The organism is Streptomyces sp. NPDC059832, assembly GCF_042731715.1.
GTDB lineage: Bacteria > Actinomycetota > Actinomycetes > Streptomycetales > Streptomycetaceae > Streptomyces.
This window is the reverse complement of record NZ_JBHWIY010000014.1, coordinates 32,204-46,547: the sequence shown is the minus strand read 5'-3', so window position 1 is coordinate 46,547 and position 14,344 is coordinate 32,204. Positions and strand designations below refer to the sequence as shown.

The window sequence follows — 14,344 nt, the reverse complement described above, 5'->3', positions numbered from 1 at the left end:
CACCCCTCTCACCGTCCGGACGGATCCGACGATCTCAGAACAGCCCGCCCTGCACGCCACCGCCCCCGATGTCGGCCACCGGCACCCCGACCCCGGCCCGCGCGTCCGCCGCCACCAGCTCCCACCCGGTCATCAGCCGGGTGTCCAGCACCACGACCCCGTCCGCCGTCGCCAGATGCAGATCGGGCCCGGCCGCCGCCACCAGCCGCCCCGCGACCGCACCCCCGGCCACCAACTCGGTCACCGCCCACGCCACCTCGACCGCGCCGTCGAGCCCGAACAGCCCGGCGTGATCGACGGCCTCGAACGGCAGCCGCTCCAGCGACTCCGGCCACCCGGCCCCCTCCAGCGCCGCGGCCCGCCCGTAGAGCTCCGCCACCTCGGCACCACGCTCCGCCGCCCCCGGCAGCGCCCCGCGAACGGCCCGTTTCCTCGCGTACGGAATCCGGTCCGGCACCCCGAGCGCCGAGCGCAGCAGCTCCTCGGTCCGCCGGCAGGCCATCAACGGCCCCCGCCCCAGCCAGCTGAACACCACGGCCCCCTGCTCGCGCAGCCGCGCCGCTTCCCGCTGCTCGGCGGTGATCCCGACCTTCACCATCCCCGGCCCGAACCAGGCCAGATACACGCGGTACGTCCTCGGGTCATCGGCGATCGTGTCGGCGGCCACCGAATGCGCCCGGTCCAGCCGCGCACACTCCGGACACCGCGCCCCCGTGCTCCGCCCCGACACCACGGCCCCCACCGGACACGCGTTCCCACGCGCCCCGACACAGCGCCGCTCCCCCTCGGCCCGGAACCCGAACTCCGTCCCGTACGCCGGCGCACTCACCCGTACGGCCCGGCCCCGCCGCCAGCCCAGCACCGGCGGCCCCTGCGCGTCCGGCCACCGCAGCCCGGTGCACTGCCACCCCATACCCATGAACGAACCCCCGGAATGACGTTAGCGGACGGCCGCGACGGCTCCGCGCCGAGACCGGGAAACCGGAGGCCGTCGGAGAGACGCGCTCAGTATTCTGATCAACTTCTTTCCAAACATGCCCGGTTGGAGACTCCACGTGTCCGACTCCGACGACACCCGCACCACCGGCGACACGGCCGGAAGGGCCGATCACAGCCACCGGACAGTGATCATCGCGGCTGTCATCACCGGCTCGGCCACCGTCATCGCCGCCGTGATCGCGACAATGGTCGCGGGCGGCCACTCCCCGAAGGCGCCCGCCGCCGTCGCGGCGCCCCCGGCCTCGCAACAGGCCTCGGCCACCCCGCGCCCCGTGCAGAGCCTTCCGACCACGCCTTCGGCCCCGGCACCGTCCCCCACGGCCGCCCGCGTCATGGCCGGCCCCGACTCGACCGCCATCGGGGCCACCGTCACGATCACGGGCTCCGGCTTCGCGGCCGGGGAACAGGTGCGCATCACGTTCAGCGGAACGTACGGCGCCACCCTCGACCTCCGTGACATCACGGCCGGACCGGACGGCGGCTTCGCCGCAGAGGTCACGGTCCCGGACGACAGCGTCGATTCGGACCAGCAGCAGTCGTTCGAAGTCCGCGGCCTGGACAGCGACAAGCACGCCGACACCCCGTTCCACATCACGGGCTGAGGGCTGTCCCGTAGCCGAACACGCAGAGGCGTCCTCAGTCCGACGCGAGGAACTCGGCCAGCCGAAGGGTGTCTTCGAGATAGCGCTCGTAAGGAAACCCGGCCGCGACGAGCCCGGCGCGGAGCTCGTCGTAGAGCGGCTTTCCGGCGGTGTGGAAGGCTTTCCGGCCGGCCTCGGTGAGACGGACCAGCCGCCGCCGCGCGTGTTCGGGGTCGATGGTGATCTGCACCAGGCCACCCGCTTCGAGTGGCCGTAGCGCCCGGCTGATCGCCGGGTCCGACACCGACAGCGCCTGCGCCAGCCGATGCTGCGTCGCCGGCTCGATGTCCTCCAGCGTGCCCAGAAGTCGTATCTGGCTGTAGGTCAAGCCGTCGGGGTCATCCGTGCGCTGCCGGGTGGCCTCGCCCAGCAGCATGACCACGCGGTGCAGCAGGTCTGCGAGTCCGTCGTCCACACCACCACCATACCCCAACTCTTGCCTGGTTAATATTAACCAGGCAAGATTGAGTCATGGGCAACTTCTCCTATCTCACCCAGTCCGCGTTCCCCCTGGTCTGGATCCTGGTGCCAGCCGTCGGAGCCTTCGTGCGGACCCGCCGCGCCCCGTCCCCCCAGCAAGCTCTGGAAACCTGGCAGCGCTGGTGGGCCATCGGCGCCTTCGGCTGCGGCAGCCTGTGGATGACGGTCGCGTTCCTCACCTTCCCGGACGTCATGGCCACCGCGATCGGCTTCGACCGGACTCCCTTCATGTTCGAGATCGCCTTCGCCAACCTCGGACTGGCCGTCATGGGCTTCCGGGCCGCCTCGGCATCCGCACGCGAGCGCATCACCATCGGGCTCGGCGGCGGGATGTTCCTCTGGGGAGCCGCGGCCGGCCACGTCTACCAGTGGTTCGCCAACGGTGACCACGCCCCCGGCAACACCGTCGGAGTCCTCGTCAACGACCTCCTGATCCCGGCGGTCGTGATCATCCTGGCCGTGCGGTCCCGGCGGCTGGAGGCCACACCCCGGCCGGCCGCGGACATCGCCGCCTGACCGACCTCACCCCTGCATGGCCGTTCACGCAGACCCTGAAAGCAAAAGCCAGAGGCCCTGTGGACTGATCCACAGGGCCTCTGAACTGCTGTGCACTCGGCAGGATTCGAACCTGCAACCTTCTGATCCGTAGGATCGGGCACCCCATAGCGCAAAGCCACCGGAGCCTCACGCCTTGGGTGCTCACGCTAGTGGTCGCGCGTCACTGTGAGCTGCGGTTGCCGTCAACCTTGCCGTCAACTCGCCTCCAGAACACATCGCTCCAAGGGGCTTCCACAACCTGCCGGAACCCACCTGATGCTCTGCGGCAAGCGGGAACCCCATACACACAGTGCCACCAGCGCAACCTCGCCTACCCCCTCCTGGCTAGTCCGCAGACTCGCGCCAACTGCTGCCCCGCTCGCGGCGACGCCTGTGCCAGCTGGTTCCCCATCCGTGCCTGGAGCCGTAGATTTGGGGCAACTAGGCACAGCTGTAGCTCGTGGGCCGGCCACAGGGGGGCACCGTGGCAGGGCCACGCGGGATGGGGGGACAGTTGACAGGGCTCTTCAGCATTGTGTCCGACGAGGTCATCGATGGGCACAGGTACGTGCACGTGGTCCCGGCAGATCAGGCGCAGTTCGCCCATGCCATCGCACCTCTGGTCACAGCTCACTACTTCGACGAGGCCGACGTACGCGAGCGGCTCCTCCGGTCAGCCCAAGAGCTGACGCTCTTCAGTGGAGAGTCGTTCGAGATATCCGAGCAGGACGTACAGCTGGCACTCACCGAGGAGCGCGATGCGGTAATTCCAGAGCCCTGGAAGGGTGACCGGAAGAAGCACCTCGATGTACAGCGAAGTGAATTTGGCGAAATACTAGCCAGCGAGGCACTGAAGCAGATATTCGGGACCTCCATACCGGCTTCACGAATCAAGCACAAAGAGATCCCTGATCAGCAGACCCGCGGGGCTGACGTCATCGGCCTTGAAGACATTGACCAACCAAGCGTTTCCCTGATTCTCGGCGAAGTGAAGGGATCCCAAGACAAGAAAAGCCCACCGGGAGTTGTATCCGGGATGGAGGAGAAACTCGGCGAACTGATCGGAAATCGCCGAGCCCTTCTTCAAGAACTATGCTGGCTACGCGATCACGCCGAGGAAGGGTACGCCGCAGTCTGCTCCAGACTTCACGCGTCATTTGTCCTCAAAAGAGAAAAGTTCAAGATAACACTGGCGCCCCTCCTCGTCAGGACTTCCGACACCCACCACGAGAAGGATCCCGGAACCTTCAAGAGCAACCCGCAAAGCTTCGGCAAGAGAATCCGCTGGGTTAGCATTGTGGTGGAAGGCGATCTCTTCGAGATCGCGCAGGAGGTCTACCGAATCGCTAGAGAGGGGGCAGCTTAAATGGACCGTGACCAGATCTTCATCGACGCCTTCGCCGACGAGGGCGGTGACGAATACGTGGGATCGCTGCGCCTGAACTACCTAGCGCAGTTCCTGGACGCCCTGACACTCGATGCCGAGGATGTAGACCCAGAGTCTGTAGACGAGATCGCCTGGTCGTTCGAGTCGCTTGCAATATCAGCCGCTCGCGCGGAAAAAGACGAAAAACACGTAGCAAATCTGGCGCAGCGCGCATTCCAACTTCGAACAGTCCTTTGGACCTCGCCTGAACGAGTCTCACTATACGACCTTTGGATGTTGATTGTTTCAGGAGTCCTAGCTCAAAAGCAGCCCGAGCTTAGACTGCTGTTGACTGGAGAAAGAATCCAGGAGCTGGAAACAGGACAAGACCTCGGGGAATGGAGTGATCGCGTCTGGTCCCACTCGGCTCTGTCACTCGCAATGCTCGCAAGGAAGAGCAACTCGTGGCGCGACGTAGATAACGGGATCGCCTATCTCGCACGACTCTCCGAATTGCAGCGCGAAGGCGAGGCAAGTATCTTCAGGGAATCCCCGGGAGCGGATTGGCGCGAGGATAAGCAAAAATGCAAACTCCTGGGCCTCTATCACATCGGCGAGGCCCTGTCCGTGTTGGGATCATATATCAGAACAGGCGCTCCTGAAAGCATTCTCGTCACACTACAAAGGCATAGCGAGAATGCGCGTCTACTGCTGGGGGCTAGTGGCGACATAGAGCTGGAGAGGATCGGCGAATCAATCGAGCCTCTCGCCACAGCAATGGCGAAGTCATCGATCTGGTACAACACATCACGGCTTTCCAGCGCTGCACGCGAATTCGCCCAGCAGATCGCATCTGATGATCACGAGTATCCGGTCGCTGAGCTTTGGTGGTCTCAGCGCGAGGCACTTTCTCAGAGTCTTCTGGACCCGTTCAAGACTGCCATCAGCGTCCAGATGCCCACGAGCGCCGGCAAAACGCTTCTGGCAGAATTCTCGATCGTCCAGACCATGGCTCTTAATCCCGGATCAGTAATCGCCTATGTTGTTCCCACGCGCGCACTGGTGAATCAGATGACGCGTCGCCTGAGGCGCGATCTTTCAGGTGCAAGCTCTGATGGTTCTCAGATCTCAGTAGAAGCAGCGGTACCTGTTTTCGAGTTGGACCCTACGGAGAGCTCCCTGCTGAGCAACCGGCCCGACGTACTCGTAACAACTCCGGAAAAGCTTGACCTACTGGTTAAATCTGACCACGCAAGCGTACGAGATCTCTCTCTTGTTGTTGTGGATGAAGCCCATCACATCGCCGACGAAAGCCGTGGCCCCCGCCTTGAATTGCTGCTCGCTACCCTTAAGAAAGAAAGAGGCCGACGCTGCCGATTCCTGCTGCTGACGCCTTTCCTTCCTAATGCATCCGACCTGGCTAAGTGGCTAGGTTCGGGCGAGGGTTCTGCTATTGAGCTGAGCTGGAAGCCTAGCGAGCAAATTAGGGCACTTGGCCACTGGACCCGAGATCGCAAGGAGAAGCGCTACAACGACACCCTTGAACTGGTGCCGTCTGCTACGCAGCCCTCAAACTGGGATGGCGTGGTGATGGATCTGGGGCCGGCTTCTATCCCATGCGAGTCCCGTCAGAGAGAGAGCATGTCGGCTTCCTTGGCAATCTCGATGAGCGAGAGGGCACAGGGGGGCACCCTAATCCTGACGGGGGGTCCAGGGAAATCTGAGAAGCGCGCACAGCAAGTAGCAGATCAATTGCCGCCGGTAACAAGCGCCACCTGCCCTGATATCAATCTCCTCAATGCAGTTATCGACTACGTGGAAAATGAGCTGGGCTCGGAATACCCGCTCGCGAAGACACTTCGCTCAGGTGTCGCGTTCCACCACGCTGGGCTGCCACCCGAGGTGAGGAGCCTTATCGAGGTTCTTCTCGATAAGGGATGCATTCGAGTCGTCGCGGGGACATCCACTCTTGCGCAAGGTGTCGACTTCCCCCTGTCCTCGGTGATTGTCGAAACGCTAAAGATGCCCCAGGGCAGGGGGGAAAAGTACCGACCTCTCCGTTACTCCGAGTTTTGGAACATTGCCGGAAGAGCCGGGCGCGCCCTGCGCGACCGCGTGGGTGTCGTCATCTACCCATCAATAAACAAGACGCAGGATGCAGAATTTCGCCAGTATCTTGAGGGTGAAGCGGCCGAGGTAGTGTCGGCCCTGCTTCAAGCCATCATGATGCTGGACGAGACACGACCTGAATATAATCTCCGTCTCGTACGTGGAAATCCGCAGATCAGCCACTTCTTTCAGTATCTTGCGCATGCACTTAAAGTGGGCGGATTCGACGCAGCCAGCGCTGAAGTTGAAGAAATCCTGCGTTCCTCTCTGGTGTTTCACGGACTGCAGGCAGAAGACAGGGAGGTGGCTGAGCGACTGGTTACATGGTCGAGAGGATTCATGGAGGAGTTCAGGTCGAGTTCACTCCTTGGTGTTGCCGATGTGACAGGCCTCTCTCTGCCCAGTGTCGGGCTCCTTTCTGCAACCTCTCCAAGAATATTCAAGGACCCAGAGTTCTGGGCGCCAGAGAACCTCTTCGGCGATAGCCTTAATCCGCTGATGCAAGTTATCGAGGTGCTAGCAGAGGTTCCAGAGATGTCGCTTGCGCCTTCCGATGAGGCAGGCGGTTTGAATTCTAGGAGAGTCGCCGGAATCCTTCGTGACTGGGTGTCCGGGAAGGCTCTTCCGGAAATCGCCGACAACTGGTTCTCTCACTCAGACAAGCCACTTACAGATGCCGGTCGATACCTGTTTCGAGATCTTTCCGGGTACCTCCCGTGGGGGCTCGGTGCGCTGCAATTGATCGAGCTAGCTGGAAAGTCCAGCGAAGAGACAAGCAGGGCGTTTCACGTTCCGGCCATGTCTTTCTACGGGGTAGATAAGATCGAGTCTCTTCCCCTTCGGATGGTCGGCGTTCCACGCGCTGCAGCATCGCATTTCGGCGCCATAGCCCCCCGTTTCACATCGTTCCAAGAGGCGCGCGCGTGGGTGGCCTCTCAACCAGCTTCTTCCTGGGAAGAGTCTTCAACGCGGGAGTTCTCGCCCACAACGTTGAAGACAATCTGGGATGCGGTAGGAGGCTCGACGGCCTAACCCGTGCGCAGGTCCAAGTAGGGCGTCACAGCTGCGTGTCCACCGCGCCGTGATGCCCTGAACAGGGTCTGCCTACCTACTTGCTCTGCGATGCTGGAGGTCGATCGAGAGGGGCCGCAGCGATGCAGTGGAAGATCCACGGTGAACGTCCGATCTACGAGAACAGCTGGGTGAACCTGTGGCTCACCGACGTCGAGACGCCGGACGGGAACCGCTGGGAACACCACGTCGTCAAGCTCCGCCACCTGGCCGTGGCCGCCGTGGTCAACGAGCGGCGCGAGGTTCTGATGATGTGGCGGCACCGCTTCATCACGGACGCCTGGGCGTGGGAGTTGCCCATGGGCCTGGTCGAAGAGGGCGAGACGCCGGCTGATGCAGCGGTCCGTGAGGTTCTGGAGGAGACCGGCTGGCGGCCCGGTCCAATCAAGTCGCTGATCTACGCCGAGCCAGCCAACGGCATCACCGACTCCCAGCATCACGTCTTCCGCGCTGACGGGGCGACGTACGAGGGTCCGCCGACCGAGAAGAACGAGTCGGACCGGATCGAGTGGATCCCGCTGGCCGACGTGCGGGGCATGATCGACCGCCGGGAGATCGTCAGCAGCGGCTCCCTCGTTGGGCTGCTCTATGTGCTCATGGACGAGGCGATCCGCTGATCTGGCGGGGCAGCGCTTCCCGGAGCCGGGACTCGAACGCCACCGCGGCCGGTTCGCGGCGGAAGGGCTCCAGCTGTTCGTAGAACTCCCGGAGATGGCCGGCGACTCGTTGTGAGCTGACGGCCGCCGCTGGGGCCAGGGCGTCCATGGCTGTATGGCACGCCTCGTCGAGTTTGCCGCGCTGGAGCTGGGTGCGGGCGAGCCAGAAGGCGTGGAAGGCGCGGCCCCGGTGGTTCAACTGGTGTTCTCGGCGAAGAGCGTCCGCGATGAGTGGTTCAGCGAGGGCGGCTTCGCCCAAGCGGCCGTGCGCGATGCCGGTGTCCACGATCAGCTTCGGTTCGTCGAAGTAGGCGACCCAGGCCGGATCCGGATCACCGGTGCCGATCCGTCCGAACTGGGAGTGGGCTTCCGAGATCGCGGTGTGGGTCGCGCCGTGGTTGCCGAGGGTGGCGTGGGCGAAGGCTTCGCGCATCGCGAGCATGGCCAGGACGCGCGGTGTCGTACCCGCTGCCGCTCGGGCCTGGTCCTGGGCGGCTGTGACGAGTGCGAGGGCGTCGCCGGGCTTGTCCTGGTAGGTGGCCTGGAGGCTCATACAGGCGAGGACGTTGGCCATGAACTGGCGGTCGTCGATGGCCTTGGCCAGTCCGAGGGATTCAGTGAAGTAGGCGCGTGCCTGGTTGTACTGGCGGGCGTCGAAGTAGGTCCATCCGGTGAGCCGGGCCAGTTCGGCCGCGATGCTGTGCAGGCCGTCCCGTAAAGGAGCCGGACGCTGCTCCTTGAGGAGGTCGACGACGTAGCGGAGCTGGCCGACGACCGCCGGCCGTAAGGTCTCGCCGCCGTGCTCGTCGTCCCGGCGCCAGTAGTCCGCGATCGACGAATGCAGCGCGTCCAGCGTCGAGGCGCTGAGATCCCGCTCGGCCGCCAGGGCGAGGATGCTGTCGACGTCCGCCCCCGGTAGTCCGGCGGCCAGTGGTCCGACGGCTGAGGGGGCCTGTACCTCGACCGGTTCGCGGGGCGTGACCGTCAGACTGGGCGGCGTCTCCCAGGAACGACGGGCAAGTCCGAGCATGTGTCCGGGGATGCGCAGTCCGTCCGAGATCCGTTCGATCACGTCCATGTGCAGCAACTGCCGCCGCCCGGCGATCACCTCGCCCACGCGGCTCGGGGTCAGGTCGCAGCGGCGCGCGATCATCGACGGATAGATGCCTGCTCGTGCCTTGACCAGCTGAAAGATGCGGCCGAAGTCTCTGGCCTGGCATGCCTCGATCATCACTGGGTCCGTGAGCAGGCTGACCGGGAGTTCCTTCGAGCGAGATGGCTCGGGCATCGGGCACGCTCCGGCATGAGGACTACGGATCGCTGCACTTGGGCAACCGAGGGTGATGTTACCCAAGTTGGGTAATCCGCTTGGCCTTTCTGGCCGGGCTTGCGGATCGCGATGCTCCTGACCATGGCGAACGGACAGGACAACGTACGGATGACGTTGCGGGTCTCCCGCGACTCCGGCCAGACGTGGGGACCTCGCACGAAGGTACGCGTGGGCGAGGACCCGGTGGTCCCGGAGAACCCGGGCCGCTACCCGCCGTGCGTCTGCCCCCGGTGCTCGCAGCAGGCCCGGAACGCTGTCGCGTCCTTCCGGATGGTGTCGTGATGCAGTGCGCGCACTGGCGCCGGGTGCCCCTCGACCTGGCACAGGAGGCACGGGAGAAGTCGGCCGCCCCGTACATCGACAGGGCAGTGCAGTGCCAGCTGTCCGCGCACGACGGGGGTGAGCACTTCGGTCTCCTCACCGACGCCGGGGCGTACGGGACCGCGCTGTGGCTCCGCTGGCACGGGGCGGACGAGGGGGAACTTGTTGTACTGCCGGACTGCCCGGTGGCCGCCCCGGGTCCTGACGGTGAGGGCTGCTGTCTGTTCGCCGACCACGCCAAGCAGCACACCTGGGAAGACGCCTTGGAGGAGGTCTCGTGCACCAACTGATCGCGAGCCCGCACAAGACCTGGCGCCCTCGCTCGCCTCGCAACGAACAGTGCGGGGACTGCGGTGGCAGCGGCGCCAATTCGTCCGGGAGAACCTGCGGCACCTGCAACGGGCTTGGCGAGATCCACTGCCGCGCTGGCCGCCAGGAGTCCCGTGTGTTGTCCCGCTCCGTGATCCGGAAGGAGGGCCACCGATGGCCCACGCTCTGATCGCCTCCCCGTTCCTCGACGGGCACCTTCTCCTCAAGCCGGGAGCAAGGGCCGGCGCCCGAATCTCCCCCGACCACTACGAGGGCCTGCGCCAGGCCGCCACTGACGGTGAGTCGCTTCCCGCCTGGGCGGTGCAGACCGCTGCCGACGTGTGGGGCCTGGACCTGGGTGGCCAGACCGCACAGGGCACCGTGCTGGTGCGCGAGCCGTCCCCGTACGGCTACTGCCGGGCCTCCTGGGAGATCAACCTCGGCTGCAACTTCGGCTGCAAGCACTGCTACCTCGGCGAGCGGCCCTTCTCCGGCCTCGGCTGGGAGGACAAGGTGCGGTTGCTGGACATCATGCGCGAGGCAGGCGTCCTCTGGCTCCAGATCACCGGCGGCGAGCCCACCATGGATCCCCACTTCCAGGGCGCTTACCGGTACGCCTGGCAGGCCGGGATGATGCTCACCATCTCCACCAACGGCTCGCTGCTCTGGCGTCCGGACCTCCTGAAGCTCTTCCGCGACTGCCCGCCCTACCGGCTGGTGGTCAGCATGTACGGGGCGAGTGAGGAGTCCTTCGACGCGCTCACCCAGCGTCGCGGGGCGTGGAAGGCGTTCCGGCGCGGCATGGACGCCGCCCGTGAGGCGGGGCTGCCGCTGCGGATCAACGTCGTGGTGACCGAGGACAACGCCTCCGAGGCCGACGAGATGGCCGCCCTCGCCGACGAGTGGAACGTCGAGAACCACGCGTACACGAACATGACGCCCACGATCTACGGCGGTGGTGAGCCGCTGCTCGCCCAGTCCGCCGCTCACCTGCGGCAGCGCAAGCCGTTCGCCGGCTGCAACGCGGGACACACCTTCTTCCACGCCGATCCGCACGCCAAGGTCTCGATCTGCAAGGTCGGCCGCGACGACCAGATCGACCTGATGGCCGAGGGCATCGACGGCCTCACTCGGCTCGGTGCCATCGCCGACCGCCTCATGCTTCGCACCGGTGGGTGCGAGGGCTGCGCCCTGTCCGGCACCTGCCGGGTCTGCCGCCCCCTGGCCAAGCACTACCAGGAGGCAAAGGCGCCGCTGCACAGCTACTGCCAGCACGGAGATAAGGAGAACGCCTCATGACCCCGCCCGTACCGGTGACCATCCTCCCCGGCCCGCCAGCCTCGGCCCGCCGCGCCGCCCCGCCCGTCGCAACCGCGTCGATCACCGCCGTCCAGGACCTCGACGTGATCGTGGAGAGCGCGGAGTGCTCCTGCGATGCCGGTGACGACAACCCCCACTGACCGACACGATCCGGTCAACTCCGTTCAGGCCCCGGCGCGCTCGCGTCGGGGCCTGAGCCCTGCCCGTCCCGCCGCTAGGGTGCCGCTCATGCTCTTCCGCTGGGACTGGCTGCGGCCCGTGCTCACCGCGCCTATCGTGCCGACCCTTGGTCCCGTCCACCCCGACACACTGTCCGTCGGCTTCTTTGAGGACGTCCTTCGAGCGGCCGACACCGGGGGTTTCCTGCCGTACGACAAGGACCGGCGCTGGGGTGGCGAGAAGGACGAGAGAGCCCTCCGCGAGGACGTCGTCCACCAGCCCGGACGCACCCTCGTTCCCACCCTGACCCGGCGCGGATGCGGCGCCGTGAAGGTCTTCGCCTACGGGCTCCACGGCAGCGTCGTGGAGGAGGCCGCCGAGCTGGCCGCCAAGCTCGCCTCCGTACACGACGTCGCCCGTGCCCGGGTCGTACGGCCCCTCGGTCCCGAGACCGCGCACCCGCGCGGCACCCGTATTCAGCTGAAGGACTTCACCACCGGCCCTTGCCCTGCCCCGGACGGTTCGGTCCGCCCCGTCGCCGCCTGGCCGACCGCTGTGCAGGAGACCTTCGCGCCGTTCGCCGAGGCCATGGCCGCCGACGGCTTGGCCTTCCTCCACGCCCGAATGCAGGCCGGCCGGTGCGGCCCGGTCCTCACCGCCACCGTCGACGACCGCATCGTGGGCGCGATCGGCCCCATGGAGATCCAACCCGACGCCATCGGACGCCCTCAGCTCCTCCCCCAGTACTTCGCCGTCCTGCCCGAAACCCGGGGCCAGGGCCTCGGACGCGTCCTGTGGCGGGCCGCCATGCACTGGGGCCAGACCCACGGCGCCGCCTACCAACTCCTCCAGACCGAGGTCGACGGCCCCTCCGACCACCTCTGCCAGACCGAAGGACTCACCTCCCTCGGCTTCACCCACACCACAGCCGCCTAGCTCCGGACCGCACCGCTTTCTCTGGTCGGCGAGAAGAAGGCGCTCTGATGGCGAAGCAGCAGAAGCGAGCCTCGGAACCGGTTCGCGGTCCCAGGCTCGCTCGTTTGCTGTGGCGGTGAGAACACACCATTTGTGCGCCGGAAATCTACCTCCTGGAGATGGCGAGGAAAGCGGCGATCGCACCTGTGATCGTGACGACGAGGGTCACGCCGGCGACCGCGACTGTGAGCGGGGTCGCGAGCGAGGGGTGCGCGATCGTCACGTAGAGCAGGCCGGCTCCGATGATGAGGATGACGAGGACGAAGAGCAGGATCAGGAGAGGGAGCAGGGCCGCGGCAGCCGGGCCTGCGGGAGCCGGGTAGGACTGCTGGGGCTGGGCGGAAGGCGTCTGAGTGGAGCTGCTGTTGGTCATGGCACGAGCATCGTTGCGATCGTCGGGAGATCCTGCCCGACAAAATCGGGGGTGTTCTCTGGACGACCGGGACGGTGCCGAACGAGGGCTTGCGAGATAGTGGCCGTATGGCATTCGGGATGGGGTTCGGTGAGATCGAGATGGACCTCACCGAGACCGGCGTCACCCTGCGGAATCTCTACGGGTGGCCGGGGTGGGTGCTAGAGGTCGACATCAGCTGGTCGACCTGGAGCGCGCGCCGTCCGGGACATCCCGCCCCCTCGGACCCGGAGCAACGCCCGGCGACCGACCGACGACCCCGAACTGATCCGGCGCATCAGGAAGGCGGCTGAGGCAGCCAAGGAACTCCCCCGCAGCTCGATCTGGGTGGTCTCCCTGGCCCTTCCCACACCGCACAAGAAAAAGACGGACGGTGTGCAGTTGCGGGCCGCCACCATCGGCACGATGTACAACTACGCGCTCAAGCTCGGCCTCTCCCCGAAGCGCGCCATCTCGGAGGTCTACGACCTCCCTCTGGTGGAAGCCGAGGGTGAGCGCGCGCAGCCCTCCCGCAAATACGAGCGATGGATCGAGCAGGCCCGTAAGACCATCAACCCAGAAACCGGCAGGCCGTACCTCCAGCCCTACATCAGCGAGCTTCACGCCCCCAGGCTGTGGCCGATCGGCCGCGGACACCCACTGGAGCCGCGCCGCGCGCAGCCAGCGATTCCCGAGCCCGTCCGAGAAGGACGGTACGCCGGCCGCGTCCTGACCTTGAGGGTGTCAAGAACGGCGCCGCCGGACTGGGCAGTCCAAGAGGCCCGGGAACGAGGATCCCGGATGATCGGCCCGGACCTGGTCATCGAAGGGTCTTGGTCCAACGGCGAGGAATCGCCGCCACTTCCCGTGTTGCGGGGCGTCAGCCCGGGGGAGACCCCTCGCCGGGTGCAGAGCCTGGTCAAGGAGCTGGAGGGGCGCTATCCCGGGGCGAAGGTCACGGCCACGGTCAGCGCCCAGGCGATGGGACAGCCCCCCAGAGCGGGCTGATCGCGGCGTCGGACCGGAACCCCAGTCGTACCGCGGAAAGTTCTGCGGAAGGGCATGCTCGACTGCGCCGGAGGACCGCTACTGCCGAAGCAATACCAACCGGATGGGCGGGGCTGAGCCAAAGGTGCCGCGGTCGCCGACATGTCTTCGGGACAGATCTGTTCCTCTGACCCGTGCCGTTGGCGACCTCAGCCACAGAAAGTCAGCCACGACGGTGGGTGCGCCGAACAAGCACCCGCCACGTGTGTCTCCAGCAACCACCCACCGGCCCCGGCCACGCTTCCCCAGTGCGTCACGGTCTCGGCCACGTTGCAGCCTGAGCGCTGCCTCCAACCTCGCCTGATGGATGGGCGGGAGACCGATCGCCGGGTCACGACTGGCTGACCGGCAATTTGCGGTGTCCGATGCGGACTTGGCAAGCGTCCCGCTCCTTCTGGCCGTGCTCGCCGTGGGGCAGCTGTCGGGGTTCTTCACGGGTCTGACTGCCCGCTTCTCGGGCTTTTGCGGCGCGAGCGGGCGGGGCCGTCGCGGGCGGTGGCGGAGACATGGAGCCAGCGGCGGCCTGGGGCCGCCGCGCCGCGGGGGGGGGGGGCGGGGGGGGCCCGGGGGTAGTCCCTGGGCGCCACGGGAAGGCGTGATTCGGCGGAGGCCGAGCGGTGACCGCCGCGGCCA

16 protein-coding genes are annotated in these 14,344 nt (G+C 66.0%); 12 read left to right on the top strand and 4 right to left on the bottom strand.

Annotated elements, in window-relative coordinates:
• Positions 1 to 34: 34 nt before the first annotated feature.
• A complete protein-coding gene (locus ACFV8T_RS24560) occupies positions 35 to 919 on the bottom strand; it encodes a DUF2797 domain-containing protein (RefSeq protein ID WP_385331128.1) in 885 nt (294 codons plus the stop codon).
• 136 nt (positions 920 to 1,055) lie between these two features.
• Here ACFV8T_RS24560 and ACFV8T_RS24555 point away from each other — a divergent pair, with 136 nt between their 5' ends.
• On the top strand, positions 1,056 to 1,601 hold the full coding sequence (locus tag ACFV8T_RS24555; protein WP_385331125.1) for a hypothetical protein: 546 nt from the start codon (positions 1,056 to 1,058) through the stop codon (positions 1,599 to 1,601).
• A 34-nt stretch (positions 1,602 to 1,635) separates the two neighbouring features.
• Here ACFV8T_RS24555 and ACFV8T_RS24550 read toward each other — a convergent pair whose 3' ends face one another.
• Positions 1,636 to 2,055 carry a MarR family winged helix-turn-helix transcriptional regulator gene (locus ACFV8T_RS24550; RefSeq protein ID WP_385331122.1) on the bottom strand — a complete coding sequence of 140 codons (420 nt, stop codon included), beginning with the start codon at positions 2,053 to 2,055 and terminating at the stop codon, positions 1,636 to 1,638.
• A 56-nt stretch (positions 2,056 to 2,111) separates the two neighbouring features.
• On the opposite strand from ACFV8T_RS24550, the gene ACFV8T_RS24545 reads away from it, so the two are divergent.
• The 4 genes from ACFV8T_RS24545 to ACFV8T_RS24530 all read left to right on the top strand — a co-directional run bounded on the left by ACFV8T_RS24545 (position 2,112) and on the right by ACFV8T_RS24530 (position 7,820).
• The gene (locus ACFV8T_RS24545) at positions 2,112 to 2,636 is read left to right on the top strand and encodes a DUF6790 family protein (protein ID WP_385331120.1); all 525 of its coding nucleotides are present in this window, start codon (positions 2,112 to 2,114) and stop codon (positions 2,634 to 2,636) included.
• Positions 2,637 to 3,171: 535 nt separating this feature from the next.
• Positions 3,172 to 4,023 carry a Hachiman antiphage defense system protein HamA gene (locus tag ACFV8T_RS24540; protein ID WP_385331117.1) on the top strand — a complete coding sequence of 284 codons (852 nt, stop codon included), beginning with the start codon at positions 3,172 to 3,174 and terminating at the stop codon, positions 4,021 to 4,023.
• Positions 4,024 to 7,164 (top strand): DEAD/DEAH box helicase, encoded by a 3,141-nt coding sequence (locus ACFV8T_RS24535; protein WP_385331114.1) that lies wholly within the window; start codon positions 4,024 to 4,026, stop codon positions 7,162 to 7,164.
• A 122-nt stretch (positions 7,165 to 7,286) separates the two neighbouring features.
• Positions 7,287 to 7,820, top strand: a complete 534-nt coding sequence (locus tag ACFV8T_RS24530) for an NUDIX hydrolase (RefSeq protein ID WP_329873357.1) — start codon at positions 7,287 to 7,289, stop codon at positions 7,818 to 7,820.
• Here ACFV8T_RS24530 and ACFV8T_RS24525 read toward each other — a convergent pair.
• Complete coding sequence (locus ACFV8T_RS24525) at positions 7,798 to 9,147, bottom strand: hypothetical protein (protein WP_385331111.1); 1,350 nt, start codon at positions 9,145 to 9,147, stop codon at positions 7,798 to 7,800. The two genes, ACFV8T_RS24530 and ACFV8T_RS24525, sit on opposite strands and share 23 nt — an antisense overlap.
• 123 nt (positions 9,148 to 9,270) lie before the next feature.
• Here ACFV8T_RS24525 and ACFV8T_RS24520 point away from each other — a divergent pair, with 123 nt between their 5' ends.
• The 5 genes from ACFV8T_RS24520 (at position 9,271) to ACFV8T_RS24500 (ending at position 12,234) form a co-directional block, all read left to right on the top strand.
• Entirely contained in the window at positions 9,271 to 9,471 is a 201-nt protein-coding gene (locus tag ACFV8T_RS24520; protein WP_385331108.1) for a hypothetical protein, read from the top strand.
• Positions 9,471 to 9,800, top strand: coding sequence for a hypothetical protein (locus ACFV8T_RS24515; protein ID WP_385331105.1), 330 nt, complete (start codon positions 9,471 to 9,473; stop codon positions 9,798 to 9,800). The genes ACFV8T_RS24520 and ACFV8T_RS24515 overlap by 1 nt, the downstream gene beginning before the upstream one ends.
• Before the next feature lie 193 nt (positions 9,801 to 9,993).
• Positions 9,994 to 11,118, top strand: a complete 1,125-nt coding sequence (locus ACFV8T_RS24510) for a radical SAM protein (protein ID WP_385331102.1) — start codon at positions 9,994 to 9,996, stop codon at positions 11,116 to 11,118.
• The gene (locus ACFV8T_RS24505) at positions 11,115 to 11,279 is read left to right on the top strand and encodes a hypothetical protein (RefSeq protein ID WP_162952559.1); all 165 of its coding nucleotides are present in this window, start codon (positions 11,115 to 11,117) and stop codon (positions 11,277 to 11,279) included. The genes ACFV8T_RS24510 and ACFV8T_RS24505 overlap by 4 nt, the downstream gene beginning before the upstream one ends.
• A gap of 88 nt (positions 11,280 to 11,367) precedes the next feature.
• Positions 11,368 to 12,234 (top strand): GNAT family N-acetyltransferase, encoded by an 867-nt coding sequence (locus ACFV8T_RS24500; RefSeq protein ID WP_385331098.1) that lies wholly within the window; start codon positions 11,368 to 11,370, stop codon positions 12,232 to 12,234.
• Positions 12,235 to 12,379: 145 nt separating this feature from the next.
• On the opposite strand, the gene ACFV8T_RS24495 is transcribed toward ACFV8T_RS24500, so the two are convergent.
• Positions 12,380 to 12,646: a hypothetical protein gene (locus tag ACFV8T_RS24495; protein WP_361629674.1), complete on the bottom strand. Its 267-nt coding sequence runs from the start codon at positions 12,644 to 12,646 to the stop codon at positions 12,380 to 12,382.
• A gap of 107 nt (positions 12,647 to 12,753) precedes the next feature.
• Between ACFV8T_RS24495 and ACFV8T_RS24490 the strand changes: the two genes are divergently transcribed.
• Positions 12,754 to 12,978: a hypothetical protein gene (locus tag ACFV8T_RS24490; RefSeq protein ID WP_385331095.1), complete on the top strand. Its 225-nt coding sequence runs from the start codon at positions 12,754 to 12,756 to the stop codon at positions 12,976 to 12,978.
• 34 nt (positions 12,979 to 13,012) lie between these two features.
• On the top strand, positions 13,013 to 13,672 hold the full coding sequence (locus tag ACFV8T_RS24485) for a hypothetical protein (RefSeq protein ID WP_385331093.1): 660 nt from the start codon (positions 13,013 to 13,015) through the stop codon (positions 13,670 to 13,672).
• The last annotated feature ends 672 nt before the right edge of the window (positions 13,673 to 14,344 follow it).

Bases quoted from the DNA above. Each gene is read 5' to 3' on its own strand.
- ACFV8T_RS24505 (WP_162952559.1), top strand. From the start codon at position 11,115: ATGACCCCGCCCGTACCGGTGACCATCCTCCCCGGCCCGCCAGCCTCG.
- ACFV8T_RS24490 (WP_385331095.1), top strand. From the start codon at position 12,754: ATGGCATTCGGGATGGGGTTCGGTGAGATCGAGATGGACCTCACCGAG.
- ACFV8T_RS24515 (WP_385331105.1), top strand. From the start codon at position 9,471: ATGCAGTGCGCGCACTGGCGCCGGGTGCCCCTCGACCTGGCACAGGAG.
- ACFV8T_RS24495 (WP_361629674.1), bottom strand. From the start codon at position 12,646: ATGACCAACAGCAGCTCCACTCAGACGCCTTCCGCCCAGCCCCAGCAG.
- ACFV8T_RS24525 (WP_385331111.1), bottom strand. From the start codon at position 9,147: ATGCCCGAGCCATCTCGCTCGAAGGAACTCCCGGTCAGCCTGCTCACG.
- ACFV8T_RS24545 (WP_385331120.1), top strand. From the start codon at position 2,112: ATGGGCAACTTCTCCTATCTCACCCAGTCCGCGTTCCCCCTGGTCTGG.
- ACFV8T_RS24535 (WP_385331114.1), top strand. From the start codon at position 4,024: ATGGACCGTGACCAGATCTTCATCGACGCCTTCGCCGACGAGGGCGGT.
- ACFV8T_RS24560 (WP_385331128.1), bottom strand. From the start codon at position 919: ATGGGTATGGGGTGGCAGTGCACCGGGCTGCGGTGGCCGGACGCGCAG.
- ACFV8T_RS24520 (WP_385331108.1), top strand. From the start codon at position 9,271: ATGGCGAACGGACAGGACAACGTACGGATGACGTTGCGGGTCTCCCGC.
- ACFV8T_RS24530 (WP_329873357.1), top strand. From the start codon at position 7,287: ATGCAGTGGAAGATCCACGGTGAACGTCCGATCTACGAGAACAGCTGG.
- ACFV8T_RS24500 (WP_385331098.1), top strand. From the start codon at position 11,368: ATGCTCTTCCGCTGGGACTGGCTGCGGCCCGTGCTCACCGCGCCTATC.
- ACFV8T_RS24510 (WP_385331102.1), top strand. From the start codon at position 9,994: ATGGCCCACGCTCTGATCGCCTCCCCGTTCCTCGACGGGCACCTTCTC.